The sequence below is a fragment of the Desulfatiglans parachlorophenolica genome (assembly GCF_055394735.1).
On the sequence record NZ_AP042460.1, the window covers coordinates 4,036,570 to 4,061,524 of the forward strand.

Consider the following 24,955-nt stretch of genomic DNA (forward strand, 5'->3'; position numbering starts at 1 on the left):
CGCCCTCTTCCTTGGGGATGCCACCCCTGGCCCTTCCCCGCGAAGATTTCCGCGCCTTGTTAAAGAGGTCCTGTTTCGAACCTCACGTGTGCTGCCGGGAAGGCGCAGCGGGTTTCCTTGCGCCGCTGCCGTGAGGTGGCGGGGCCGTTCTGCTTGTTTGAATGAACCGGATCGTCTATGTCTTATGAAGTTCTAGCCCGAAAGTGGCGGCCGCAGGTCTTTCAGGAGGTCGTGGGTCAAGAGCATGTGACCCAAACCCTGATGAATGCGATCAAATCGGGGAGACTGGCCCAGGCCTATCTTTTCAGCGGTGCGCGTGGGGTCGGCAAGACATCGGTGGCACGGATCTTCGCAAAGGCGCTCAACTGCCAAGCAGGCGAACGCGGGGTGCCTTGCAACCAGTGCCGCTCCTGCCTGGAGATCACCAACGGATCCTCCGTGGACGTGCAGGAGATCGACGGGGCCTCCAACCGCGGCATCGAAGAGATCAGGGAATTGAGGCAGAACATCCGGTACATGCCTTCTTCCAGCCCCTACCGCGTCTATATCATCGATGAAGTGCACATGCTGACGCTTCAGGCATTCAACGCCCTCCTCAAGACCCTGGAAGAACCGCCGCCGCACGTCAAGTTCATCTTCGCCACCACCGAGCCTCACAAGGTCCCGGTGACCATCCTGTCGCGGTGCCAGCGCTTCGATTTCAAGCGCATTGCTCTCCCGAAGATCGTGGACCATCTCGCAAATGTGAGCCGGGAGGAAGGGATCTCCATAAGCCCGGAGGCTCTGACGGTCATTGCGCGTGCAGCCGGCGGCAGTATGCGGGATGCCCAAAGCTTGCTGGATCAGGTCGTCGCCTTTACCGGACAGGCCGTCGACGATGCCCGGGTCGTCGACATTCTTGGTGTGGTCGATCGGAGGCTGGTCTTCGAGACCGGCCGGGCGCTGATCGAAGGGAACCCAGGAGCGTGCCTTCGAATCGTCGATGAGGTTTACAACAGCGGCTACGATATCAAGGAATTCTACCGCACCCTCATGGAGCATTTCCGAAACCTGATGGTAAGCCTCGTTTCGGCGGATGAAGGCCTCCTGGAGATGAGCGCGAGTGAGAGGGAAGAGACCCGAGCGCAGGCTCGAAAGGCCGGGGAAGCCCGGATTCAGATGATCCTGAATTTCCTGATTCTGCGGGAAGAGACCCTGCGCTATGCTTCTTCCCCGCGTTTGGTTCTGGAAACCCTGCTGGTCAAATTGTGCCAACTGGGGGAGTATCTCTCCTTCGAAGGGATTCTCCAGCGCCTGGAGGTGCTGCAGAATGGGCTGCCGGTCGGTGTCGGCACGGCGTGCGATGCCCCCCCCGGGCCGGTTGACCGTTTTGCCCGGGCGGGCGAGGATTTCATCGGTGGCGAGGATGCTCCCGTCGAAGGAAATAAAACGGCCGGGATAGAAGCCTGGCCGAAGTTTCTGATGTTCCTTTCCGCGAAGAATAGGCCGATGGGGAACATCCTGAAGGACTGGACCTGTCGTTCCATCGGCGATCATGAGGTCGAACTCCTCAAGAGCAGGCAGCCCTTCACGGCCTCCTATTTCGAGGATGCCGATCATGCGCGGCAGCTTTCGGATCATGTGGAGGCGTTTTTCGGGCGGCAGTTGAAGATCCGGTTGATCGATCCCCCGGAGCAGGCGCTCAAACCGAATGCCCCTCCTTCGAGACCGGAAAGTACGAGCCGGAAACGATATGCCCAAGTCTCCCCGCCGGTTCAGGATATTCTCAACCTTTTCGAAGGACGGATCGAGGCTGATTCCAAGGGAATGGAAAATACGGGGGGCCCGGCGCTGGAGACAGATGAGGAGGTCGAGACATGAAAGGAATCCCCAATATGGGCCAGCTGATGAAGCAGGCCCAGCAGTTTCAGGCCAAGATGGCCAAAATGCAGGAAGAACTCGGCGACAGGACGGTCCAGGCCTCGGCAGGGGGCGGAATGGTCACCGTGACCGCCAACGGCCGCCAGGAGTTGGTTTCTGTCAGGATCGATCGGGAGGTCGTCGATCCGGATGACATCGATATGCTTCAGGATCTCGTTCTGGCGGCTGTCAATGACGCCTTGACGCAGGCGAAGAACATGGTGAACGAAGAGATGGGGAAATTGACCAAAGGACTGAACATGCCCGGACTTCCCGGTCTGTTCTGATGACGGTGTTTCCGGACGGAGCCAGATGGGTATCTACCCTGCATCCCTTGAAAAACTGATCGAACATTTCACGCGGTTACCCGGTATCGGCCAGAAATCCGCCACCCGGATGGCCCTGTACATCCTGCGGAGCCCGACGGCGCTGGCGGAAGAATTGGCCCGCAGCCTTATGGATGTGAAGGAAAAGATCCGGTTCTGCTCGATATGCTGCAATCTGACCGATCAGGACCCCTGCCTTATCTGCAGCAGCCCGAATCGCCATTCGGAGACGGTCTGCGTCGTGGAGACGCCCGGCGATCAGATGGCGCTCGAAGAATCGGGAATCTATAAAGGCCGCTACCATGTCCTGCATGGCGTGCTCGCTCCGCTCGACGGGGTCGGTCCCGAGCAACTGCGGATCGGGGAACTCCTCAGGCGTTTCGACCCGGAAGGCATCCGGGAGGTGATTCTGGCCACCAATCCCACGACGGAAGGGGAAGCTACGGCGTCTTACCTCGGCAAAGTGATTGCACAAAAAAATCCCGCTGTCAGGATCAGCCGTATCGCCTTGGGCGTTCCTATGGGAGGGGACCTGAAATACATGGACCGTATGACCCTGCAGCATGCCTTGAAAAGCCGGGTTGCCATCGGGTCATGATCTTGCCCCATGTCATAGAGACCCTCAGCGGCATTGTCGGACCCGAACATCTCAGACTCGATCCGGCGGATTTCGAGGCCTATGCGACCGACGGGACCAAGCTTCGCTTCATGCCGGATGCCGTGATATTTCCAGGAAACAGCCGAGAAGTTTCAGCCATTCTCATTCTGGCCGATCAGGAGGGATTTCCGGTCATCCCCCGTGGGGCGGGCACTGGCATGAGCGGGGGCGCCCTGCCGGTCAGCGGGGGGCTGGTCATGTCGATGGAGCGTTTCAACCGGATCGTGTCGATCGATGAGGACAATCTGATCGCGAAGGTAGAGCCGGGTGTGATCACGGCTCGCCTTCAGGCCGAGGTCGAAAAATGCGGCCTGTTTTACCCCCCCGACCCTGCCAGCAGCGATATATCCACCATTGGCGGTAACGTGGCCGAGTGTGCGGGCGGGCTCCGGGCGGTGAAATACGGTGTCACCAGGGATTATATCCTGGGCCTGACCGCGGTCCTTCCAACCGGCGAGATCCTGAAGACGGGCGTTGAAACGATGAAAGGCGTCGTGGGCTATGATCTCACACGCCTGTTGATCGGCTCGGAAGGGACGCTCGCCGTGGTGACGGAAATCACGGTGCGGCTTGTGCCGAGGCCTGAGACCCAACGGACGATGATCGCTTTTTTCCGGGAAGTGACAGGGGCGGTCGAGACCGTGAGTCGGATCATTCGGAGCAGGATCCTTCCTTCGACTCTCGAGCTGATGGACAGCCGGAGCATTGCCTGTGTCCGGGACGAAATCGCCCTTGGGGTGCCTGCCGGGACGGAGGCGCTGCTGTTGATCGAGGTGGACGGGGGGCGGGAAGAGGTGGAGCGGGACGCTCTCCGGGTTCGCCAAGTCTGCGAGGCGAGCGGCGTTTCAGGGTTTTTGACGGCGGATGACCGTCAAGGGGCCGAGACGCTCTGGGAGGCGCGCCGTAATCTCTCTCCCTCCCTGTACAAACTCAGGCCGCATAAAGTGAGCGAAGACATCGTCGTGCCCCGCAGCCGCATGGCAGAACTCGTGATGTTCCTGGACGCCGTGAGCCGGCGCTATGGTTTGCCGATCCCTGCATTCGGCCACGCAGGGGACGGCAATCTGCATGTCAATATCATGCTGGACAAGAACGACCCGCTGGAGTGCTCGAAAGCGGAGGAGATCGTCAAGGCCCTTTTCGAAAAGGTGATCGCCATGGGGGGGACCCTGTCAGGGGAGCATGGTATCGGGATCACCAAGGCGGCCTATCTCGGGATGGAAATCTCTCCGGCAGGGATTGCGCTCATGCAGCGGATCAAAAAGGCTTTCGATCCGCATGGCATCCTGAACCCCGGCAAGATGATGACCTGAACGTGTCGGAAACTGCAGTGAAAACGACAGGACGAGTCCCGGGCGAAGGCCGCACCGGGATCCGGTGTCTGAGCGGGGAGCCCCTCGGGCGGCGCCCGCTTCGGTCCGAAACGATAAGGCAGCCGGTTCGTTGCGTTGCCTCCGCCTGAGGGTCGGACGGATCGACGCGGATGCTTTCGAAGCGTGAGGTCTGGAGGCGATCCGTCAAAGGGCTGGTAAAAATTACAGGATTTTGTCCAGACTCTTGTAATCCTTGGTGTTGTAATATTTTTCGACATCGACGAGATGGAGCCGTTCCAGGGCCTTTTTGAGTGGAACGCTGGTGATTTCGCCGTGTTTCAGGCTTGTCATCCGTCCGAAATCTTCGTTGACGATCATGTCGACCGCAGCGATCCCGAATTTACGCCCCATCCGCCGGTCATGCGCCGTCGGCGGCCCCCCGCGCTGCAGGTGCCGCAGAGCCACATAGCGCACTTCCATATCGGTCTGCTTCTGGATCTCCTCGGCGATGAAACCGCCGATGCCCCCGAGATAGGTATGGCCGAATCCATCCTTTCCACGCCTTTCGTACACCTCGGCCATGCCCCTGGGTTTGGCGCCTTCCGCCACCAGAACGATGCTGTACCGCTTGCCGGTCTGGCGCTGCTGCTTGAGGATCTCGATGACCCGTTCCAAAAGAAAGTCGTGTTCCGGAATGAGAATCACGGCCGAACCCGATGCCTCGCCGCCTTCGAGCGCCAGCCAGCCGGCTTTGCGACCCATGCACTCCACCACGAAGATCCGGCTGTGGGAGCCGGCCGTAGTACGGAGCCGGTCGATGTCCGAGGTGATGGTGTTGAGGGCGGAATCGAAGCCCAAGGTGTACTCGGTTTCAGAGAGGTCCCGGTCGATGGTTTTGGGAATGCCGACGACCTTGAGCCCCTGCTTGTAAAATTTGTAGGCGACGCCCAGGTTGTCGAAGCCGCCGATAACGACCAATGCATCCAGGCCGAGCTTCTGGTAATTCTCCATCAGCACGGCGGATTCATCCTTCTGGGGATCGAAGGGGTTCAGGCGGGTGGTCCCGAGGCGGGTGCCGCCGTAGCGGTCCCAGGTTCGCACATTGTCGAGGTTGAGAGGCATCGTCCACTGCTTGACGCTTTCGGGTTTCTCCGGTTTGATATCTACCAGACCCTTCCAGCCGTCGATGATACCGACGATGTCGAACATGACACCGCGCCGCGGCACAAGATCCTTGTCCAGGGCGGAATTGACCAGCCAGTGAATGGTGCTGTTGATTCCCGGACAGTCGCCACCTGCCGACAAAACGCCCACTTTTATTTTCATTGGAGGCCTCCCGCCTAAAAATGATAAACTGTATAATCGAAGGTGTTTTTCTACGAAAAGCATAATGCAAAAAGTGCCGGCCTGTCAAGAAATGGACCCATGCGCCGGCATGGCCGCGCAGACCGGAATCAATTCATTGCCAAAGGACAAAGGGGATCATGGGGTTTTTTGAAGCAGCGCTATTGGGTGTGATCCAGGGCCTCACGGAATTTCTGCCTGTCAGCAGTTCAGGCCATCTGGTCGTTTTTCAGCATCTTTTGGGATTCAGGGAGCCTGAGCTTTTTCTTGACAGCGCGTTACACGTAGGGACACTCCTGGCGGTCTGCATCTTTTTCAGGCAGGATCTGAAGGAGATGACCATGGCTACCCTGCGCCTCAAGATGGGGGACCCGCAGGCCCGGCTGGTTGCTGCTGTGCTGATCGGCTCCATTCCCACAGCGATGATCGGCCTCATCTTCAAAGAGCCCCTCGAGGCCCTTTTCGGGTCTGTCTCGACCGTTGGGATGATGTTGATCATGACCGGTATCGTGCTCACCCTGACCGGTTTGGTACCGAGAGGCTATACCAGGCTCTCCGCTATTCCCTGGTATGTAGCATTGGCTGTCGGAGCGGCGCAGGGACTGGCCATTACGCCCGGCATCTCCCGCTCGGGAGCGACCATAGCAGCCGGGCTCTTTCTCGGATTGAACCGCGAACTGGCTGGACGGTACTCGTTTTTGCTGGCTATTCCCGCCATCTTCGGGGCGCTTCTTCTCCAATTGGGGTCTCAGGAGCTTGGAAGCGCGGGCCTTTTGCCTATCGCCGCCGGTTTTTGCACGGCGGCCCTGGTGGGCCTTTTTGCACTGAAAATCTTGATGGCCGTGGTGCGGCAGGGTCGACTGGCCTATTTCGCACCCTACTGTTTTGCGCTTGGGATGATGATCCTTATCTTCCAATAAGGATGCCGGACCGACGGATTCCGGTGTGGCCGGTTGAATGATGCAATGGTAAAGCAGGTTGTTTCCATCCGGCAATGGTCTTTTTCGCCAACATAGGCGTCTATCTGCACGTGATTTGATGGATATTGATGAGTATCCATCCGGAAGTGATTTCGCGGTACAACCCAGTTTCCAATCCGGAAATGAGGATTTTTCTTCACCGCTTCGCCGCTCAGTCCCACTGCTACGCGGCGGGTCCCGGTTTGGCCAATATCAAGGAAATCAAGTGCTTGCGCGGAGGCGACCTAGTGGTCGCCGCACAGGCAAACGTGCAGATTGACGCCGAGATTGGCCAAAAAGAGCATTTCCGGATGGAGACTGGATCGGGGTTGACACAAGGGATTCGGGGAGAGAAGCGAAATGGACAACCGTAAGACGGCGGGTGCGCCGTCTGCTTCAACGGCACTTTTGAGGGAGGATGCCCTTCTGGCGCTCAAAGGCATCTGTATGGGCGCCGCCGACGTGGTTCCAGGTGTATCGGGGGGAACCATGGCGTTCATCCTGGGGATTTACGAAAAGTTGATCCATGCCATCCGATCCTTTGACGCAGCCGCGTTGAGGATGGTTCTCAGGGGGGATTTCAAAGGGGCTTTGGACCATGTAGCCTGGCGCTTCCTTCTGGCTTTGGGAATAGGCATCCTGACCGCGATTTTCTCTCTGGCGCGCCTTCTGAGCTGGCTGCTTCGAGAGCACCCGATTTTTATCTGGTCCTTTTTTTTCGGACTCATCGTTGCGTCTGTGGTGATCGTCGGCCGCCGGGTCTCGGCGTGGCGCCCCTCGTTGTTCTTGATGTTCACGGCAGGACTCTTGGGGGCTTACTGGCTGGTGGGTCTTGTACCGCTCGCTCCGCCCGATGCCCCCTGGTACCTTTTCATGAGCGGGGCGGTCGCCATCTGCGCCATGATCCTTCCGGGGATCTCAGGTTCCTTTGTCCTGGTGCTGCTGGGCAAATATCAGACCGTGCTCGATGCGGTCAACGGGCGTGACATGATGGTTCTCGGTCTGGTGGCCTTGGGCGCCTGTGTTGGGCTTGCTGCCTTTTCGCGTCTTCTGGGCTGGCTGCTCGACCGGTACCATGATGCCATGGTGGCGGTTCTGACGGGCCTGATGCTTGGATCGCTCCGCAAAGTGTGGCCGTGGAAGGAGGCGGCGGCACAGGTCAACATCCTCCCCCCTCAATGGAATGGAGAGGTCCTGGGGGCCGCTTTTCTGATGATGCTCGGGTTTATGGTCGTTTTGGGGTTGGATCGACTGGCGGTTCGATCGGCCTAAAAGCGGTCCTCTTTGTCGGTCCTTGTCCACGAACTGTGTGCACCGATTTCGCCCAGACCCATGAGTTCGATCATGATTCCCACCCGCGAGTCGGCGTCGGTATTCTCCACAAAGAGGCTGGTGGCCCAGCACTGGCTTCGATACCCCAGCCAGTACCGGCTGGATATATTCTCCTTGGCTGTGATGTCCCGCTCAAGGGATGTCCCCGCCCACACACCGTAAAAAAGGTTTACGTCCACCAGAAAATTCACGTTCTTCTGCCCGTCCCGAAGGTATGCATAATCGAGCCGGTAATAGTCGCGCAGGCCGTTGCGTCTGTCGAGGGCCATATCCAGGGAAACGGTCGTGGATGCGATTTCCTTGTCGTAATGGTTCCACTGGGCGTTTCCCCGCAGATCCATCCTGGGAAGGGGATGCAGGACGAGGTCGGCCTCGAGCGGGGTGAAGGGTCTTTCGTCATCCGGGTCGTCAGGGTGGCGGGCCTCTCCGATGTCGTATCCCTGGATCAGGTCGAAGGTGGCCCACTGGCGGTAGGAGACGTTTCCTTTTTTATTCTCCAGGCGTGCATCGAGGAAGTTTTCCAGGCTGACCTCGAACACGTTGGCCGGGCGCTCGCGCGTGATGTCCTCATACCATGGCACGACCTGATTTTCTTCTTTCAACGAGCGGTACCGGTAGCCGAAAGAGGGCCTGATCTTGTGCTTCAGCTTTTTGGCCCCCAGCCAGTCGACCGCATAGATACGATCGAGGTTGGTGGACAGGTCTGCCGCCATTTCGTAAGCCTGATTCGAGTCTCGGTTGTCCTCTCTGGTCGAGTCGTTTTCGACCCATCGAGCGTTGTAGATGTATCGCAGGGAAGGTTCGAACTCCAGATATCGGCCCGGGAAAAAGGGGAGCCGGGCCTCGGGGGCGAGAGACAGACGATGCCCCTTATCCCCGACGTCCCGCCACACGTAAGCGTAGTCGGAGCCGAGGGCGGTAAACAGGGGAAAGGCAAAGTATTTCCGCGGCAGCAGATTGAAGTAGAGGTCCCCGAGGGGCTGCGCGGTGCGATCGACGCTCAGGTCTTCAGGCCGCTGGTAATAGGCGGTTCCGCCCTGAAGGCTGTAGCCGCTGCCGTCCCGGTCGAGTCGCAGGGCCGAACGACGCAGGGGTGCGTACCGTTCCTCGAAAGGGCGTCCCCAATCGTCGGCGAGATCGGGCCTTGCGTCGAAACCCATCGGGCCTTCACCGAATTCCCGCAGGTAATCCTGATCGCTCACATAGTCCAGATCCGCTTTTGCCGTAATGTCTGCGGGGAGGGCCTGGTCGGCGCGCCCCCTCAGCCAGTAGCGGGTTTCGTTCGTGCGCGGCAGCGGGCTGACATCCAGTGCATCACCGTCGGCCATGTTCTTGGGACTTTTATCGTCGGAAAGGACATCCGCCAGGAAGGTGCCCTTCGATCGGGGGTCCAGGATGTAGTTGAACTCGACCCCTTGCATATAGCCCCGCTGGCTCAGATAGCGCTGGTAGAAAGTGGCATCGGCTTGATCCGAGATGGCCCAGAAGAACGGGATTTCAATATCGGCGCCGTTCAGGCTCGAGTAGCCGATCCGCGGCGGCAGCAGGCCGGTCTGGCGGTTGGTCTTGGCGGGAAAGATCATGTAGGGCAGGTAGAGCACCGGCAGGCCATTGACCCGGAAGGAGGCGTTTTCGACTGTTCCGTACCCTTCCACGGTGACCTTGACCTTTTTGCCGGTAATGAACCAGACCGGGTCCGGCCCGTCGCAGGTCGTCAATCGGGCCTCATGGATCAGATAGGTATCCGGCCCGATCTTTTCCATATGCTTTCCACTGATGTACACGTGGTTCTGCTTCAGAAAAAGGACGCCGTTCGTGATGCTTCCGGTCTGCGTCTGTAGGTTGAAGACCGCGTGGTCGCCATTGAAGGTGTCCCCGCCGCTCTTGAGCCGCACGTTGCCCCAGACCTCGGCGATACCGGTCTTCAGGTCGTAAAAGGCCTCGTCCGAATACAGAGACTGGGCCCCTTTGGTGATGACCACATTGCCTTTAGCCCTGTACTGTTGTGTCCTGCTGTCGTAGCCGAGTTCATCGCCGAAGATCTCCCAGGGGATATCGGGCGACAGGACCGTATCGACCCTTCGTCCCCATTCCTCGCACCGGCCGGATGGTGCACCGGCCGCCAATACGGACCAGAAAAGGCCCACGGCGAGAAGGCGCGCGATAAGCCGGCATATTCCAGCATGAGACATGGCAAAATCCTTCACGGCCTGTCCGCAGATGGCTTGCTAAGGCGGGTCAGGACGGTTTGTGAGCGGGTCGAATACGGCAAGGGCCTCCCCGACCGTAAAGAGCGATCCACAGATCAGAATGACGTCGTTTTTGCCGGCCAGTGCACGGGCCCGGTCAATGGCTTCCGGGATGGTGGCGGCGGTCTCCCCCGGAGGTCCCTGGGTTCGAGCCTCCGAGATGAGCTTTTTCGGGTCCGCAGCGCGGGCGTAAACCGGCCGGGTGTATATGACATGCGAACTGATGGGCAGGATACCGGAAAGGATGCCCGGAATATCTTTGTCCTCCATGATACCGATTACGAGGATCAGGCGTCTGCCGGGAAATTCCGACCGAACCGCGGCGGCCAGGTGCCGCATGGCGGCCGGATTGTGCGCTCCGTCCAGGATGATGACGGGTTCCTCCGATACCACATGCATCCTTCCGGGCCAGAAGGCCTTTTGAAGGCCCCTGCGCATATGATCCTCTGAAAGGGCCCACCCGGCCTCCTGAAGTGCCTCCGCCAACGCGAGGGCAAGGGCGGCGTTCCGGCTTTGATAGGTGCCCCTGAGCCCGAGCTGCAGGTCCCTGAGCGTTTGAAAGCGGCCGTAGTAGTTCAGTCCACCGGCTGTTTTCCGGTAGCGGATCTCTTTGCCGATGCGATAGAGAGGGGCTCCCCTTTCCCGGGCGATGCCTTCGAAGACGGAGAGGACCGCAGGCTGTTCGGCGGCCGTGAATACAGGCACGCCGGGCTTGATGATGCCGGCCTTCTCCCTGGCGATCTGCCGGAGCGTCCTTCCCAGGTATGTCTGATGCTCCAGGGAGATGTTGGTGATGGCCGAAACGAGCGGCGTAATGAGGTTGGTGGCATCCAACCGTCCGCCCATCCCCACTTCGAGGATGGCGAGATCCGTCTTTCGGCGTTTGAAATAGACAAGGGCCATGGCGGTCACCGCCTCGAAGAAGGTCGGCGGCTCTTCGGGAGCCACGGCTTCAAGGGTTTCGCCGATAAGAGAAACCGCCTCCTCAGGGGGCATTTCCTCGCCGTTGATGCGAAAGCGTTCCGTGAAGCGGACGAGATGGGGCGAGGAATAAAACCCGACGCGGTATCCGGCTGCTTCCAGGATGCCGGCCAGGAAAACGGAGACGGACCCCTTGCCGTTCGTGCCCGCGATGTGGACGTAACGCTCTCCGAGGTGAGGGTTTCCAAAGGCCTCGAGGAGATGGGCGGTCTGGGACAGCCCGAACTTGATGCCGAATTTCTGCAGACGGTAGAGGGAACCGAGAGCTTCCTGGTAGGATGGTGGTTGCATAGTCTTTATTCAGGTTATAGAGGGTTCCGGCGCGGTTTCCGGCTTGCTTCGCGCCGCCATGGATACGGTCTTCGGCCCGGCGGGAGCCCAAGCGTTGAGGGAGACACCCGTGGCGGGGATTTTGCGCCAAGGTGGTCCGTATATTCTTCAATGGCTGGGTCTTTGTCAATTCAAAAGATGACAGCCGGCCATCGCCGAAAACAGGTGTTCTACCGTGGGCGGTGGGAGCTGAAGTTCAAGGCGTAGAAAGCCACCGGTACGACCACCAAGGTGAAAAAGGTCGAAGCGAACAGACCGAAGATCAAGGCCCACGCCAGGCCGCTGAAGATCGGGTCCAGGGTGATGGGCCAGGCGCCGAGGGCCGTCGTGGCGGCTGTCAGCAGGATGGGCCGCATGCGGGCCGCGCCGCTTTCGAGGACGGCGTCCTTCAACGGAACGCCCTGTTTCAGGGCGTCCTGAATGAACTCGATCAGGACCAGGGAGTTGCGGATGACAATCCCTCCGAGGGCGATCATCCCGATCATGCTGGTCGCCGTGAAAAAAACGGGGTTCTGGAAGCCGTCCACGGGGGGCGCAAAGGCCAGGTTGAGGAGCCAGAACCCGGGCATGATGCCGATCAGGGTCAGGGGAACGGATATCATGATCAGGAGCGGGAGGAAGAAAGAACTCATCTGGAGCACGAGCAGGATGTATATGCCCAGCATTGCCGCGGCATATGCGATTCCGAGGTCCCTGAAGACGTCGAGGGTGATCTTCCATTCCCCTTCGCCGGCCCATTCGGCTCGAATCCCATCAGGAAGGGGCTTGTTCCTGAGCTCGCTTTGCATGTCGAGGATCGCGGTGGCCGGGGGTCTCCCTGCTGTTTCGGCATAGACGAACACCACCCGTTCGAGGTTCTTGTGATAAATGGGCTGATCCTCGGCCACGGCCTTGAAGACGCCCAGTTCCCCGAGCGGAACGTGCATCCCTTCCGCGGTCAGGATCGGGAGGCCTGCAAGGTGCTCGGTGTCCGATCGCTTCTCTTTGGGCATCACGATCCGGATGGAAAGAGGTTGACGCTCTCCGGCCAGGTGAACGGTCGCGGGTTGCCCCCCCTCGAGCGCCGTCCGTAGGGTTTGGGCGATCTGGTGGGTCGAGACGCCATGCAGAGCGGCCTTGGCCTTGTCCGGTTGGAAGTCCAGGCGCTGGCGCGGGGTTTCGGTGCTGTCGTCGATGTCCACGACGAACGGTTCTTCTGCCATCACCTCCTGGACCTGCTTGCCGGCCATGATCAGTTCCGCGTAGGTCTGGTCGGGCGTGCCGTAGATCTCCGTGACGATCGTGGAAAGGACCGGAGGGCCGGGGGGGACTTCCACCAGCTTGATGTGGGCCCCCTCGCGGCGGGCGAGCTCTTCCAGGTCTTTCCGGATTCGGAGAAGGATGGTATGGCTTTGCTGCACCCGCCGCTTCTTGCCCGCCAGATTGACGCGGATGTCGGCCAGGTTGCCGGCCTCCCGGAGGTAATAATGCCGGACCATCCCGTTGAAATCCATGGGGGATCCGGTCCCCACATAGGAGACGAAGTGGGTGACCTCGGGGACCCCGCGCAGGTATTCCTCGAAGGCCCGCACCGCCCGGTCGGTGGCCTCGAGCGGTGTGCCCTCGGGCATGTCGATCACCACCTGAAATTCATCCTTGTTGTCGAAAGGCAGCATCTTGAGCGGCACCTGCCTGAAGAGCGCCAATGCCGCCGAGGCGCACAGCAGCAGAACGACCGCGAGTGCCAGGGCCCAGCGCATGGGCCGGGAGGCGAGGAACGGACCGGTGATCCGCCGATACACCCGCCTGATCCATCCGGGTGCCGCGTCGGTTTCCACCTCCGCTTCACCCGGAGATTGCGGCGCCCGTTTGCGGATCAGGACCCAGCTCAGCCAGGGGACCACGGTCAGGGCGCAAACGGTGGAAAAAGAGACGGTCAGGGGGACGTTGGCGGCCATGGGCGCCATATAGGGGCCCATCATCCCCGTGATGAAGAAGAGCGGGGTGAACGAGACGATGATCGCCAAAGTGGACATGATGACAGGCGGCAGGACCTCCTTGACCGCGAAGAGGGTCGCCATCTCGGGTTTTCTGCGTCCTGCGAGGATGTGGCGCTGGATGTTGTCGACATTGATGATCGGATCGTCCACCACCAGGCCGAGCGAGAGAATGAGCGCGAAGAGGGTCACCCGGTTGATGGTGAAACCGAAGAGGTAGTTGACGAAAAGCGCCAAGGCGAAACTGAGCGGGACCGCCACGGCTACGACGAGCGATTCCCTCCAGCCGAGCGTGAGGACCAGGAGGCCGACCACCGTCAGGATGGCGAAAACGAGGGAACTGAGCAGTTCGTCGACCTTCTGCTGCGCCGTGCGGCCGTAGTTGCGGGTCACGACCACCTCGACCCCGTCCGGGATGACCGTTTTCTTGAGCGTTTCCATACGCTCGAGGATGTTTCGGGCGACATCGACGGCGTTGGTTCCCCGTTTCTTGGCGAGGGCCAGGGTGACGGCGGAGTGGGTGACGGGCTCGGTCTCGAGGCCGAGGCGTTGGGCCTCGTGGTAGGACATGCCGAAGCGGGCGTGTCGGACCGGTTCTTCCGGACTGTCGGAAACGGTGCCGAGGTCGCGCAGATAGACCGGTTTCCCGTCGTGCACGCCCACGACTAGGTTTTCCACCTCGCGGGCGTCGGCGACGAATGCGTCGCTCGTCACGGTGATTTCAAGGTTGTTATGCACGATCGTCCCGGCGGTGACCGCGGCGTCGGTTGCCTCGAGGGCGTGAACCACCTGCAGCAGCGAGATGCCGAAAGCGGCCAGGTTTTCCGGCAAGACCTCCACCCGGACCTCGCGCGCCCGGCCGCCGACGACCCCTGTCCGTGAAATGTCCGGGACCTCGGCGAGGCGGGCCAGCACCTCCTCCCCGATTCGATGCAGGGCGTGATCGTTGTACCGATCGGAGTGCAGGGTCAGGTTGAGGATGGGAACGTCGTCGATCTCGACCGGTTTGATGACCCAGCCGCGGACGAGGGGAGGCGCCGCGTCGATATGCATCGCGATCTTGTTGTGCAGCTTGACGAGCGAGTTTTCCCGGTGCTCCCCCACAAAGAAACGCACGGTCACGACGGCCATATCCCGACGCGACATGGAGTACACGTATTCGACACCTTCAATCTGCCAGAGCAGCCGTTCGAGGGGGGTGGCGACGAGTTTTTCCACCTCTTGGGCGTTTGCGCCCGGGGCGTGAACGAAGACGTCGGCCATGGGAACCACGATCTGGGGTTCCTCCTCGCGCGGAGTGATCAGGACGGCGACCGCGCCGGCGGCCATGGCGAAGACCAGGAACAGGATGGAAAGACGGTAATTCAGAAACTGCTTGACGACGAGGGGGATAAAACCCTTCGGGGTGGTTTCGAGATCGTTCATTCCCGTTCACCCCGCACGGCGATCACCTCTCCGCCTTCAAGCCCGGAGAGGACCTCGATCCGATCGTCATGAATAGGGCCGGTCTTGATCAGGACCTCCTGCCATCGGCCGTCCATCTGGATCAGGACGGTGTGAAGCTGTCCGACCATGCGCGGGGCCGCGCGCGGGATCAGGATCGCCGGTCTTTCCTTGACCGGCACCAGGAGGCGGCCGAACATGCCAGGGAAAAGCGACGGATCTGAGGGCAGGGCCGCTTTGACCAGGATCGATCGGGTCGAGGGGTCGGCGGCGGGAACGATCTCCTGAATCTCCACCTGCAGCCTCCGCGCGAGAGCCGGGATCACGCAGGCCAACTCCTGGCCGATGCGGACCCATGGCAGCAGTCCTTCGCGGACGTAGGCCTCGATTCGCAGACGGCCCGGCGTTTGCAAAGTCAGAAGGGTCTTGCCCGGGAAGGCGAGATCGCCGGGGTCGGCGAGCCGCTCGACGACCTGCCCGTCTTCCGGCGCCAGAATGCGGGTGTATCCCAGGTGGACGTCGGCGGCCCGGACGGCCTCCTCAGCCTGCCGGGCGCCGGCCTGAGCCTCGGCCAGGGCTTGCCCGGCCTGCTCCCGTCTGGCCTTGGCCTGTTGAAGACCCGAAAGGGCCTGTTCCAGGTCCTGCGCCGTCGCAGCCTCCGCTTCAGCATAGGCCTCGATCCGCCGGTGATGGGCCTGGGCCTGTTCCAAGACGGCTTCGGCGGCCAGGATTTCCTGGCGTGCCCCGGCTACGCGCGCCTGGGCTGCGCCGTAGGCCTCGCGGGTCTGTTCCAGCCGTGCTTCGATCTCCCTGGAATCGAGCAGGACGAGCGGTTCGTCCTGTTCGACCCTGTCGCCGGGGCGCACTAGGATCTCTCTGATCCGGGCATGCACGAGGGATTCGATCCGGGTCTCGGTCAGGGGACGCACGGTTCCGACGGCCTCGTAAAATTCCGTGATCGTCGTCCGTTCCGCGACGGCGGTGGGATAGGATTTGGCGCCGGCCCGCTCGGGCACGAATGCGGGGCCGGTGCCTGGGCCGACCTTGTCAGGGACGAAAAATCCGGTCATATAAAGCATCAGCAGGATCAGGACCAGAGTCCCTCCGGCGAAACCAGCCCATTTGAGGCGGCTTTTCGACGGCTTGCGCATCGCGTCACTCCCGGTTGTCATTCGGATATCCCCAGCGTCCGAGGGCACGGCCCACGGCGGCCAGGGCCTTTTCCCCGTCGTAATAAGCGGCCCTGGACAGCATCCGGGCCCGGTTGCGGGCCAGTTCGGCATCCAGGTACCGTGTGACGTCCGCCGATCCACCCTCGTACTGCATCTTGACGATGCGCAAGGCCTCGTCCGCCTGGGCTTCGGCGGCCAGGGTGACCTCGTGGCGCGCTTTGGCCTGGGCCAGATCCAGATAGGCCTTTTTGAGATCCAACTGGATGGCCTGGGTCGTCTTGCGGTCGGCGGCGAGCAGTTCCTGAAGGGCCCAGCCGGCCTGCCGCACCCGGGCCCTGGTGCCGAAACCGCTGAAGAGGTCCCAGTTCACCATCACGCTCAGGGTCCAGTTTTCACGATCACGCTCGAAGTCCAACCCGGGGTCGTCGAAGTAATACCGCCCCTGCGCGTCGATCCGCGGCAGATAGTCGGCGCGTGCCGCGTCGAGAGCCATCCTGCTCTGCACGAGCCGGCAACGGACCACCCGCAGTTCGGGGCGGTTCGCCAGGGCCTCCGGCAGTGCCGCGGTATAGGTTTCGGGAACGGAGAGGGCGACTTTTTCGCCCCGCACGAGATCGAGGCGGGTATCCGGGTCGTGCCCGAGCAGATTGGCCAGCGCCGCGTCGGCCAGGCTCAGGCTGTTTTCGGCCCTGATGCGTTCTTCCCTGGCCTGGGCCAGCCGAACGTCCAGGGAGAGGACATCGGACTTGAGGGCTCCGCCGGCCCGGTACCGGGCCTGCATGGTCCGCAGCTGCGCCTCGACGGTTTCGACCGATTCAGCGGCCACCTCCACGAAATCGGCGGCTGCGAGGAGATTGAAATAGCCGTCGATGACCGAGGCGATCAGGGCGTTCTCTATGCTGAGACGATCCAACTGCTCGATCTCGAACCCTGTTTCGGACATCCGTTTTCGGAGGTAGTCGCGGCCGCCGCTGAACAGGTTGATGCGCGCCTGGATCCCGGCCTCGTAGTTTTCGAACCAGCCGGGGTTGTTGAAATCGGCGTCCGGCGGCAACAGGCGCTGGTCGATTTTCTTGAAAAGGAAGGCCGATGGCGCATTCCCCTGCAGGTATTCGCCATATACGCCGATCGTGGGCCAGAAAGCCGCGGCGGCCTCTGCGATCATGGCCTCCGATTGCCGCATTCGCGCGATAGACATGGAGATGTCCGGATTGTTCGTGAGGGCTATACGGATGGCGGCATTCAGGGTCAAGGGCGCCGGTATGGGTGCAAGCAACTCTTCCGGGTCGATCCGCGGGGAAGAGATTCCCGAGCCCGCACGAGGGGACGGGTAAGCCGCCGCAATGGAATGGTAGGTGTAGCGCTCGGCCGAACGGCACCCGGGAAAAATCAGAAAGGACAACAAGAGCAGGATCCAAACCGAGGATATATGAACTGGCTTCATTTCACCCTGGAGTTTCGTTCCGTATTCCGGTTTCAACCGTCATCCGGCCGGGAAGACAGCCTTGTTGCCCATGCTCGATGACAGCCGCAGCGGTCTGGAAAAAAGAGGCCAGGCCGCTGCAGGTGCAAGGACGCCGAGTGATTCGGGGCCCGACCGGAAACTCCCCTCCCGGAATGAGAGCAGGGAGAACATATCGGCCATGGTTGCAGAGAGGAGGCGTTGTATGCAAGCAATATTTTTGCTTTGATCATGCCGGAACTTATGATAAACGAATCGAACTTGATTCCATTCAGCCATGATGTTTTCTCCTTCGCATTACTTCAAAAAGCGGGTGCGGTCGGATGTCGATTGTGGAGCGATGGAAGCGGTGTCCGTGAACCTTTCTGCCGATGGGGAATCAGGTCGTTTCCATCCGGAAATGGTCTTTTTGGCCAATCTCGGAGTCAATCTGCACGTTTGCTTGTGCGGCGACCACCAGGTCGCCTCCGCGCAAACGCTTGATTTCCTTGATATTGGCCAAAAATCCTCATTTCCGGATTGGAAACTGGGTTCTATAGGGAAATCATTTCCGGATGGACACTAGGTCGTTTCCATCCGGAAATGAGGATTTTTTCTTCCCACGCCTCGCGTGCTCAGTCCCACCGCTTCGCGGCGGGTCCCGGTTTGCCGATATCAAGGAAATCAAGCGTTTGTGCGGATGACGGGAGTGACTTCAGATTTTAAAGGAGAGCCAGTGATGAGCGAAAAGCAGCAGGATTTGGCCGGTCCAGGCATCGGTGATTACGATGAACTCGAGATGATTCTTCCAGGTGATTACACGTCCCTGTTGTCTCCGCGGGAGACCCAGGAGGCCGTGTATGCAGCCAAGGATTACATCGAAGAGAACCTGTGCCGCCAGTTGAACCTCTTGCGGGTGACGGTGCCCTTGATCGTCGATGTCGAGAGCGGCGTGAACGATTATCTGGACCGGGACGGATCCAGGAGCCCGGTCCAGTTTCATATCTCGAATGACCGGGACAAGAACCCGGTCGACGCCCAGATCGTCCAGGCCGCCACCAAGTGGAAGCGGATCGCCCTCCGGCAGTTCGGGATGCAGGTGGGGGAAGGGGTTCTGACGGATATGCGGGCGGTTCGCAAGGACTACTTCCTGGATCATGACCACAGCGCCTATGTGGATCAGTGGGACTGGGAGATGGCGATTACGGCGGAGCATCGGAATCTGGATTTCCTGACGGAGGTGGTCCGCAAGATCTGGACCGTTCTGAAGGGGGCCGAACAGCATGTCCAGTCTTTGTTCCCGGCGCTCAAATCCGGCCGGTATCCGGACCTGCCGGACGAACTCACGTTCATCCACGCGGAGGACCTCCTGGACCGCTATCCGGATCTTCCCCGCAAGCAGCGGGAGACCCGCATCGTCCAGGAATATCCGGCTGTCTTCATCTACGGCATCGGCTGGGTTCTGGAGGACGGGTATCCGCACGAGATGAGGGCTGCGGATTACGATGACTGGGCGACGGAGACGGTTTCGCGGGATGGGCGGCCGATGCACGGTCTGAACGGCGACATCCTCGTCTGGAATCCCGTTACGAAGAGGCGGCATGAACTGACCTCGATGGGCATCCGGGTCAATGCGGAAACCTTGCGCCAGCAGCTCGAAATATGCGGCCAGCTCGACCTCCTCAAGATGCCCTATCACCAGGCGGTGCTGAAAAACGAGATCCCGCTCAGTATCGGCGGCGGCATCGGCCAGTCCCGTACGTTCATGCTGCTGCTGCAGAAGGCCCATCTGGGGGAGGTGAGTGTGACCGTCTGGCCCAGGGTGCTGAAGGAAATGAGCGCCAGGAAGAATATTCATGTCCTCGAGTAGCGGAATGCCTGCGTTCGATCGCAGGCGGCAGGGAATATGATGCGGCCGTTTTGTCTTTGGATTACCGGCAGGCCGGGTTGCGGCAAGAGCACGGTGACGGGGTGCCTTCAGGCGCTGCTGCAGGCGGAGGGGATCGATGCGGTGGTGTTGAGCCTGGACAGGCTCAGGAAGATCCTGACCCCCGAACCGGCCTATACGGAAGAGGAGCGTTCGATTGTCTATCGGGCCCTGGCCTTGATGGCGCAGCTGCTGGTGGAGCGTGGCGAAAAGCAGGTCGTGATCGACGCCACGGGTCATCGGCGTCATTTTCGCGATCTGGCGCGCTCTTTGGTCTCCGAATTCGCCGAGGTCTATCTGGCCTGCCCGGTCGAAATCTGCCAGGTCCGCGAAGCCGGGCGTAAAGCGACGCTCGTCCAGTCCGACTTGTACCGGAAGGCCCGCGACGGCTGTCTCCACGGGCAGATGCCGGGCGTCGATGTGCCGTATGAGGAGCCGCTCCAGCCCGAACTCGAGATCCCGATCGGAGAGCTATCAGCGGAAGAGGCTGCCAGGCGGATTTTCGGTTATATCATGGAGCGCTGGGGGACGGCCTGCTCGTAGACCGGATGGGGCGGGTCCGGGAAAGGGCCATGCCGATGCCGGTCCCGCCGCGGCGGCAACCGTTCAACCGTTGCCGCCCCGCCGCCGGTGCCTTCCGGGAGGGCGTGCGGGGAACTGGAAATCGCCCCCATCGATCGTCAGGGTTTTTCCGAGGACCAGCGCTTCGGCGACGATCCGTCGGGCCCCGGCCAGGATGCGGCCGAAGGTCTGGCGCGAGACGTTCATCCTTTCCGCGGCCGTTTCCTGGTCGAGCCCTTCGAAATCGCTCAGGCGCAGGGCTTCGAGCCCTTCGAGAGTCAGGAAGACCTCGCAGCGCCCCCAGGGAGGGACGCTGTTCGGGAGAAAACCGGTCACTACCGGGGGATGTTGAACGAATCGCCTCTTTCTCGGACGGGGCATGGGGTTCCTCTCGTGCTTTGTTTTGAGCCTGTGAGCATAATCCTAGCCTGGAAGCGCACCCCGTGTCAAGCCCATCGGCTGGACTGCAGGGCATTCCTTTATGGCTTGAAGCTTTGGTCGCGAAGTGGTATTCGTGTAAAAAGCGGGCGTCCCCTGTTTTTGCGGGGTCTGCGGGTCCGATGGGATGCCTGCTTTCAGGGGAGGTCGGTGAATAGGCCTGTTGTCCCCGCATGGAAAGCGGGAGAACATCCATCCGAAGAGGTTGATCGAGCAGGGTACGTTCCCGGCTTGCAAAGGTTTATCCAGCAGGAGCCAGGTTTCCAATCCAGGATGTTCCTGGATCATGAGCACGGTTGTAACGAGCGGAAGAGGAAGGATCCATGGCGAGTACGACAAGCGGTCCACGCAAGCCGGGCAGCGGCGTCGATGAGGAGAAGATGAGGCGTGCCATAGCGGAGGCCCGCAAGGCTGCCGCGGAGCGGGAAAAGGGTTACCGCGAGCAGTCCCTGAAGATCCATCCGTGGGTTTGCGCCCGGTGCGGCCGGGAATTCACCCGTAAGAACCTGCACCTGCTGACCGTTCATCACAAAGACCACAACCATGACAACAACCCGGCGGATGGGAGCAACTGGGAAAATCTTTGTGTCTATTGCCACGAAAACGAACACCGACGCTATCTCGATTACGTGGAAGGCGGCGGTGCGGAGGCGGGTCAGAACAGGGAAACGAAGCTGACCCACAGCCCGTTTGCCAAACTTCAGGGGCTGGCCGTGAAGAAAGATTCCTGAGAACGAGTTTGCAGTCCGCACACAGGAGTTGAACCATGACGATACATCCATTGGCCGGCCAGCCGGCGCCGCGCTCCATGCTGGTCGATGTCCCCGCGCTGATCTCGGCATACTATACGGAGGAGGCGACAGGAAAGGTGTCTTTCGGCACCTCGGGCCACCGAGGGTCGTCTGTGAACGGAACCTTCAACGAACCGTTGATCGCCGCCATCGCTCAAGCCATCTGCGAGTACCGCACGCAGAACGGCATCACGGGCCCGCTTTTTCTTGGCGTCGATACGCACGCCCTTTCGGAGCCGGCCTACCGGACGGCAGCAGAGGTGCTGGCCGGGAATGGCGTGCAGCTCGTGCTTCACGATCGGCGGGAATACACGCCTACGCCCGTGATTTCATTCCTGATCCTGGAGCACAACCGGCGCAGAAAAGGGCCGCCGGCCGACGGGATCGTCATTACGCCCTCCCACAACCCTCCGGAAGACGGCGGCTTCAAATACAACCCGCCTCAGGGGGGACCGGCTGACGTCGATATAACGGCATGGATCCAGGAAAGGGCCAATGTCATCAAGGACGGGCCCTCTGACGCGATCAAACGGCTGTCCTACCGAAAGGCCCTTCAGGCCGAAAACACCTCTTTCATGGATTTCATCACCCCTTTTGTGGAGGCTCTGGCCCAGGTCGTGGACATGGATGCCGTGCGCAGTGCGGGCCTCAAGATCGGCGTCGACCCGCTGGGGGGGTCGGGCATCCACTACTGGGCCCCGATTGCCGAGCGGTACGGGTTGAACCTGGACGTGGTCAACCCGCATACCGACCCGACCTTTGCCTTCATGCCGCTCGATGGGGACGGAAAGATCCGCATGGATTGCTCATCGCCCTACGCCATGGCCAATCTGATCGCCATGGCCGGGCGTTTTGACATTGCGTGGGGCAACGATCCGGATTTCGATCGCCACGGAATCGTCTGTTCGAGCGGGCTGATGAATCCGAACCATTATCTGTCCGTGGCGATATGGTATCTCCTGCAGAACCGTCCCCGCTGGCGCGATGATCTGGGGGTCGGCAAGACCCTGGTCAGCAGCAGCATGATCGACAGGGTGGTGGCAGGCCTCCGCCGGAGACTCTACGAGGTGCCCGTCGGCTTCAAATGGTTCGTTTCCGGATTGCTGGAGGGGAGCCTGGCCTTCGGCGGGGAGGAGAGCGCCGGGGCGGCCTTCCTGCGGCAGGACGGTTCGGTCTGGGTGACGGATAAAGACGGGTTTTGCATGACGCTCCTCGCTGCCGAGATCATGGCCAGGACCGGAAGGAGCCCTGACGAGATCTATCGCGACGAGCTGGTTTCAGCCTACGGGGCCTCCTTCTATAACCGGGTCGACAGCCCGATCACGGAAACCGAAAAGGCCGTCCTGAAACGGCTCGAACCGGAGTCCATCGATGCGGGGCGTGTGGCGGGGCTTGCCATCAGAAAGGTGTTGACCCGGGCGCCGGGCAACGGTGCTCCGATCGGCGGCGTCAAGGTCATCCTGGAGGATGGCTCCTGGTTCGCCGTCAGGCCTTCGGGGACAGAGCCGAAGATGAAGGTCTACATCGAAAGTTTCGGCGGTGAGGCGCTATGGGATAGGATCTACGCCGAGGCGCTTCCGTTGGTGTTTTCGGGCACCCGATAGGGTTGCATGGGCATCTTTCCGCCAGGTCGTATCCCTGCCCCTGCAATCGTTTTTTGGACCCGATCCCGTTTACGGATCGAGAGCGGTTCTCGGCGGTTTTGCCGCCGCCGCGCGGCTACCGCCTGAACAGCCACACAAGGATCGAAAGGGCCAGACTGATCAAGATCATCGTAGTGATCGGGATGTAGATCTTGAAGTTCGGTCTTTCGATCAGAATATCCCCCGGCAGGTGTCCGAAGGGTATCTTTCCGAGCCACGGCCAGAGCAGGCCCGTAAGGACCAGCATGAGCCCGATGATTATCAGTATCCTGCGTATTTCCATACTATTGTCACGTGCGGTTGCTTTGCCTCGAGGTGCCCGCCGGGGTCTGGAGCCGCCCGATCGGGCGACGCAAACACCCCTTTCTGTTTCTGAGACGACTACCCTTCGGCATGCATATGGCTTTGCTGGACGGGTCTTCCGCTACGAGGGTGTTCTCCTGTTGTGGCCGGCCGGCCCGATGATGGCCTTCGCAGGGGTCCTACAGGAAGAGTCGGGACGGCAAGCATCTTTTCCAGCAGGATCCTGGAGACAGATTGCCAGACGTCGGGAGGCAATTCCACCTGCCGGGCCGGATCCGTATCATCCGGATCCCTGAAGAGAAGGAGCAGCTCCGTCAGACCCTCTGAGCTCAAGAGAGGACCCGGGACCCATCCGTCTCCATCGCGGTCAACATACGGGTCTGTCAGCATAACGGCTTCGAGATCGTGCAGCGGCGCGGCGAGTCCAAGACGTTCATTCAGGGTTTCGAGGATCCGGTTGGCAATGAGGGCGTGACCCGTGAAGCCTGGATGGACGCCATCGAGGCAGAAGCTGCCGCCGCGTGACCATTTGCGGCTCAGGATGCGGCCGTCGAGCTCGATCGGTGTTTTCCCCGTCAACACAGCGTTCAAAAACCCCGCGATATCCAGCACCTGCACCGAGGGGCCGGCCGCCGCCGCATCGATGATCGTCCTGTTGAAACCGTCGACGCGATCCATGATCATCCGCTGCTCCGCTTCAGAAAGGACAAGGCCGTCATTCTGGATGCCGTCGATCTCGAGGGCCTGATTGACGTAGTCCGCCGAGTAGCCGGTGTGGAGAAGCATGTACATGAAACCGAAGGTAAAAAGAGATATCCTGTCACCGCGGGTGGGATCCGTTACGGGTTCCCCCGGCGGAGCCACGCGGGAGAAGGTGGGCGGCACCGTATAATCCGGGTCGATCTTCCTGAGGTAGTATTCAAGGTCCTCGGAATCGAAGAGATACCCCACAGCGCTGTAGTGAGGAAGGGTCAGGCAGAAGATGGACCGCCGCTCCGGGGGCAGGAGACTGTCCTCTTCCAGCCGGGTGAGAATGTGATGGTATTGGTCCGTGAAATCGCTGTGTTCGGTCAGATTTCTTTCAATGGCATCCACGGTGTATGGATCGAAACGGAGGATGCCTGCTTCCCGACCGTAGTCGAGCAGGTCCCGCAGGCCCGGTGAGAGCTGCGGCGCAATCTGTTCGAGCGGGAAGGGGAGAAAGACGGGGTTGGCCCCCCCGGTCCCGAGGGCGGCCAGGCTGGAGTCGTTGTTTCCGGCCCAGAAGATCACCAGCGCATGCGCTGAAGAAGCTCCTTCGGCGGCCAGGCGATCGAGGAGCACCCGCAATGCGTCCATTTGGGAAACAGGTTGACCGGCCAGGAGGTTCAAGGGGTAAAGGACTTTGTCATAAGAATCCTTCAATCCTGGAGGGAACCTTTTGTCGCAGAGGTAGGAAGGGCTTACGACGGAGTCTTTGGCACCTACCCGCTTGTAGTATTCGATGCCTTCGATGGAAAAAATGTCCGCCCCGTCGACACCGAGGTTGGTCGGGGTGCGGAAAGGGAAAAGGCGCGTCCCCGAGAGGTTCAGAAGCGGCTCTGAAAACAGCGGCACGCTCACCTGCGCGAGGGATTCGGATATACGATGCAGATAGGCATTCCAGGTGTTGAAGGCATGGTTGGCGGCATCCATGGTGCCCTGGGTCAGACTGTCGCCGACCGCCGAAAGAAGAATTTGGGGGCGGTTCGCATCGGCGCTCGCGCGGCCTGTAAGAAGCGACACGAAGAGGAGCAGGGACGAGAGAACCGCCGGCACGATCCGCCGCCGGCGTTTTTTATGGCTCGAAAGGAATGGGAAGCATGCCACGATGCAAACCTCCTTGCGGAA

Annotated in this window: 21 protein-coding genes; 12 read left to right on the forward strand and 9 right to left on the reverse strand. The window is 60.6% G+C overall.

Going from position 1 to position 24,955, the window contains the following annotated elements:
- Positions 1 to 177: 177 nt before the first annotated feature.
- Genes dnaX through ACZ500_RS18835 form a run of 4 tightly spaced genes read left to right on the forward strand, consistent with a single transcriptional unit; the run spans position 178 to position 4,196 of the window.
- Positions 178 to 1,860, forward strand: coding sequence for a DNA polymerase III subunit gamma/tau (dnaX, locus tag ACZ500_RS18820; RefSeq protein WP_464228984.1), 1,683 nt, complete (start codon positions 178 to 180; stop codon positions 1,858 to 1,860).
- Entirely contained in the window at positions 1,857 to 2,186 is a 330-nt protein-coding gene (locus ACZ500_RS18825) for a YbaB/EbfC family nucleoid-associated protein (protein ID WP_464228985.1), read from the forward strand. The genes dnaX and ACZ500_RS18825 overlap by 4 nt, the downstream gene beginning before the upstream one ends.
- 25 nt (positions 2,187 to 2,211) lie before the next feature.
- Positions 2,212 to 2,823, forward strand: a complete 612-nt coding sequence (gene recR / locus ACZ500_RS18830; protein ID WP_464228986.1) for a recombination mediator RecR — start codon at positions 2,212 to 2,214, stop codon at positions 2,821 to 2,823.
- Positions 2,820 to 4,196, forward strand: coding sequence for an FAD-binding oxidoreductase (locus ACZ500_RS18835; protein ID WP_464228987.1), 1,377 nt, complete (start codon positions 2,820 to 2,822; stop codon positions 4,194 to 4,196). The genes recR and ACZ500_RS18835 overlap by 4 nt, the downstream gene beginning before the upstream one ends.
- Before the next feature lie 222 nt (positions 4,197 to 4,418).
- Here ACZ500_RS18835 and ACZ500_RS18840 read toward each other — a convergent pair whose 3' ends face one another.
- Positions 4,419 to 5,522, reverse strand: a complete 1,104-nt coding sequence (locus ACZ500_RS18840) for a 6-phosphofructokinase (RefSeq protein WP_464228988.1) — start codon at positions 5,520 to 5,522, stop codon at positions 4,419 to 4,421.
- A gap of 158 nt (positions 5,523 to 5,680) precedes the next feature.
- On the opposite strand from ACZ500_RS18840, the gene ACZ500_RS18845 reads away from it, so the two are divergent.
- The 3 genes from ACZ500_RS18845 (at position 5,681) to ACZ500_RS18855 (ending at position 7,771) form a co-directional block, all read left to right on the forward strand.
- The gene (locus tag ACZ500_RS18845; RefSeq protein ID WP_464228989.1) at positions 5,681 to 6,460 is read left to right on the forward strand and encodes an undecaprenyl-diphosphate phosphatase; all 780 of its coding nucleotides are present in this window, start codon (positions 5,681 to 5,683) and stop codon (positions 6,458 to 6,460) included.
- Between the two features lie 182 nt (positions 6,461 to 6,642).
- Complete coding sequence (locus tag ACZ500_RS18850; protein WP_464228990.1) at positions 6,643 to 6,873, forward strand: hypothetical protein; 231 nt, start codon at positions 6,643 to 6,645, stop codon at positions 6,871 to 6,873.
- Positions 6,860 to 7,771 (forward strand): DUF368 domain-containing protein, encoded by a 912-nt coding sequence (locus tag ACZ500_RS18855; protein WP_464228991.1) that lies wholly within the window; start codon positions 6,860 to 6,862, stop codon positions 7,769 to 7,771. The genes ACZ500_RS18850 and ACZ500_RS18855 overlap by 14 nt, the downstream gene beginning before the upstream one ends.
- Here the strand turns inward: ACZ500_RS18855 and ACZ500_RS18860 are convergent.
- The 5 genes from ACZ500_RS18860 to ACZ500_RS18880 all read right to left on the reverse strand — a co-directional run bounded on the left by ACZ500_RS18860 (position 7,768) and on the right by ACZ500_RS18880 (position 17,384).
- Positions 7,768 to 10,038, reverse strand: a complete 2,271-nt coding sequence (locus ACZ500_RS18860; protein ID WP_464228992.1) for an LPS-assembly protein LptD — start codon at positions 10,036 to 10,038, stop codon at positions 7,768 to 7,770. The genes ACZ500_RS18855 and ACZ500_RS18860 overlap by 4 nt on opposite strands.
- 21 nt (positions 10,039 to 10,059) lie before the next feature.
- Positions 10,060 to 11,352 carry a bifunctional folylpolyglutamate synthase/dihydrofolate synthase gene (locus tag ACZ500_RS18865; RefSeq protein WP_464228993.1) on the reverse strand — a complete coding sequence of 431 codons (1,293 nt, stop codon included), beginning with the start codon at positions 11,350 to 11,352 and terminating at the stop codon, positions 10,060 to 10,062.
- Between the two features lie 209 nt (positions 11,353 to 11,561).
- Positions 11,562 to 14,792 (reverse strand): efflux RND transporter permease subunit, encoded by a 3,231-nt coding sequence (locus ACZ500_RS18870; protein WP_464228994.1) that lies wholly within the window; start codon positions 14,790 to 14,792, stop codon positions 11,562 to 11,564.
- Entirely contained in the window at positions 14,789 to 15,961 is a 1,173-nt protein-coding gene (locus tag ACZ500_RS18875) for an efflux RND transporter periplasmic adaptor subunit (RefSeq protein WP_464228995.1), read from the reverse strand. Before ACZ500_RS18875 ends, ACZ500_RS18870 begins: the two co-directional genes overlap by 4 nt.
- 4 nt (positions 15,962 to 15,965) lie before the next feature.
- Positions 15,966 to 17,384: a TolC family protein gene (locus tag ACZ500_RS18880; protein ID WP_464228996.1), complete on the reverse strand. Its 1,419-nt coding sequence runs from the start codon at positions 17,382 to 17,384 to the stop codon at positions 15,966 to 15,968.
- Between the two features lie 460 nt (positions 17,385 to 17,844).
- Between ACZ500_RS18880 and ACZ500_RS18885 the strand changes: the two genes are divergently transcribed.
- The 3 genes from ACZ500_RS18885 to ACZ500_RS18895 all read left to right on the forward strand — a co-directional run bounded on the left by ACZ500_RS18885 (position 17,845) and on the right by ACZ500_RS18895 (position 19,893).
- A complete protein-coding gene (locus tag ACZ500_RS18885) occupies positions 17,845 to 18,009 on the forward strand; it encodes a hypothetical protein (RefSeq protein ID WP_464228997.1) in 165 nt (54 codons plus the stop codon).
- 153 nt (positions 18,010 to 18,162) lie between these two features.
- On the forward strand, positions 18,163 to 19,293 hold the full coding sequence (asnA, locus tag ACZ500_RS18890) for an aspartate--ammonia ligase (RefSeq protein ID WP_464228998.1): 1,131 nt from the start codon (positions 18,163 to 18,165) through the stop codon (positions 19,291 to 19,293).
- A 36-nt stretch (positions 19,294 to 19,329) separates the two neighbouring features.
- On the forward strand, positions 19,330 to 19,893 hold the full coding sequence (locus ACZ500_RS18895; protein ID WP_464228999.1) for an adenylyl-sulfate kinase: 564 nt from the start codon (positions 19,330 to 19,332) through the stop codon (positions 19,891 to 19,893).
- A 63-nt stretch (positions 19,894 to 19,956) separates the two neighbouring features.
- On the opposite strand, the gene ACZ500_RS18900 is transcribed toward ACZ500_RS18895, so the two are convergent.
- A complete protein-coding gene (locus ACZ500_RS18900) occupies positions 19,957 to 20,247 on the reverse strand; it encodes a DUF134 domain-containing protein (RefSeq protein WP_464229000.1) in 291 nt (96 codons plus the stop codon).
- A 482-nt stretch (positions 20,248 to 20,729) separates the two neighbouring features.
- Here ACZ500_RS18900 and ACZ500_RS18905 point away from each other — a divergent pair, with 482 nt between their 5' ends.
- Complete coding sequence (locus tag ACZ500_RS18905; protein ID WP_464233086.1) at positions 20,730 to 21,080, forward strand: YajD family HNH nuclease; 351 nt, start codon at positions 20,730 to 20,732, stop codon at positions 21,078 to 21,080.
- A gap of 35 nt (positions 21,081 to 21,115) precedes the next feature.
- Positions 21,116 to 22,744, forward strand: a complete 1,629-nt coding sequence (gene pgm / locus ACZ500_RS18910; RefSeq protein ID WP_464229001.1) for a phosphoglucomutase (alpha-D-glucose-1,6-bisphosphate-dependent) — start codon at positions 21,116 to 21,118, stop codon at positions 22,742 to 22,744.
- Positions 22,745 to 22,859: 115 nt separating this feature from the next.
- On the opposite strand, the gene ACZ500_RS18915 is transcribed toward pgm, so the two are convergent.
- Together ACZ500_RS18915 and ACZ500_RS18920 are read right to left on the reverse strand one after the other, a co-directional pair.
- The gene (locus ACZ500_RS18915) at positions 22,860 to 23,066 is read right to left on the reverse strand and encodes a DUF2905 domain-containing protein (RefSeq protein ID WP_464229002.1); all 207 of its coding nucleotides are present in this window, start codon (positions 23,064 to 23,066) and stop codon (positions 22,860 to 22,862) included.
- Positions 23,067 to 23,164: 98 nt separating this feature from the next.
- Positions 23,165 to 24,934 carry a hypothetical protein gene (locus ACZ500_RS18920; RefSeq protein ID WP_464229003.1) on the reverse strand — a complete coding sequence of 590 codons (1,770 nt, stop codon included), beginning with the start codon at positions 24,932 to 24,934 and terminating at the stop codon, positions 23,165 to 23,167.
- Between the last annotated feature and the right edge of the window lie 21 nt (positions 24,935 to 24,955).

What these genes read in the sequence shown, in the direction of transcription:
- dnaX (WP_464228984.1), top strand. Translation starts at nt 178, where the DNA reads ATGTCTTATGAAGTTCTAGCCCGAAAGTGGCGGCCGCAGGTCTTTCAG.
- ACZ500_RS18825 (WP_464228985.1), top strand. Translation starts at nt 1,857, where the DNA reads ATGAAAGGAATCCCCAATATGGGCCAGCTGATGAAGCAGGCCCAGCAG.
- recR (WP_464228986.1), top strand. Translation starts at nt 2,212, where the DNA reads ATGGGTATCTACCCTGCATCCCTTGAAAAACTGATCGAACATTTCACG.
- ACZ500_RS18835 (WP_464228987.1), top strand. Translation starts at nt 2,820, where the DNA reads ATGATCTTGCCCCATGTCATAGAGACCCTCAGCGGCATTGTCGGACCC.
- ACZ500_RS18840 (WP_464228988.1), bottom strand. Translation starts at nt 5,522, where the DNA reads ATGAAAATAAAAGTGGGCGTTTTGTCGGCAGGTGGCGACTGTCCGGGA.
- ACZ500_RS18845 (WP_464228989.1), top strand. Translation starts at nt 5,681, where the DNA reads ATGGGGTTTTTTGAAGCAGCGCTATTGGGTGTGATCCAGGGCCTCACG.
- ACZ500_RS18850 (WP_464228990.1), top strand. Translation starts at nt 6,643, where the DNA reads ATGAGGATTTTTCTTCACCGCTTCGCCGCTCAGTCCCACTGCTACGCG.
- ACZ500_RS18855 (WP_464228991.1), top strand. Translation starts at nt 6,860, where the DNA reads ATGGACAACCGTAAGACGGCGGGTGCGCCGTCTGCTTCAACGGCACTT.
- ACZ500_RS18865 (WP_464228993.1), bottom strand. Translation starts at nt 11,352, where the DNA reads ATGCAACCACCATCCTACCAGGAAGCTCTCGGTTCCCTCTACCGTCTG.
- ACZ500_RS18870 (WP_464228994.1), bottom strand. Translation starts at nt 14,792, where the DNA reads ATGAACGATCTCGAAACCACCCCGAAGGGTTTTATCCCCCTCGTCGTC.
- ACZ500_RS18875 (WP_464228995.1), bottom strand. Translation starts at nt 15,961, where the DNA reads ATGCGCAAGCCGTCGAAAAGCCGCCTCAAATGGGCTGGTTTCGCCGGA.
- ACZ500_RS18885 (WP_464228997.1), top strand. Translation starts at nt 17,845, where the DNA reads ATGGTCTTTTTGGCCAATCTCGGAGTCAATCTGCACGTTTGCTTGTGC.
- asnA (WP_464228998.1), top strand. Translation starts at nt 18,163, where the DNA reads ATGAGCGAAAAGCAGCAGGATTTGGCCGGTCCAGGCATCGGTGATTAC.
- ACZ500_RS18895 (WP_464228999.1), top strand. Translation starts at nt 19,330, where the DNA reads ATGATGCGGCCGTTTTGTCTTTGGATTACCGGCAGGCCGGGTTGCGGC.
- ACZ500_RS18905 (WP_464233086.1), top strand. Translation starts at nt 20,730, where the DNA reads ATGAGGCGTGCCATAGCGGAGGCCCGCAAGGCTGCCGCGGAGCGGGAA.
- pgm (WP_464229001.1), top strand. Translation starts at nt 21,116, where the DNA reads ATGACGATACATCCATTGGCCGGCCAGCCGGCGCCGCGCTCCATGCTG.
- ACZ500_RS18915 (WP_464229002.1), bottom strand. Translation starts at nt 23,066, where the DNA reads ATGGAAATACGCAGGATACTGATAATCATCGGGCTCATGCTGGTCCTT.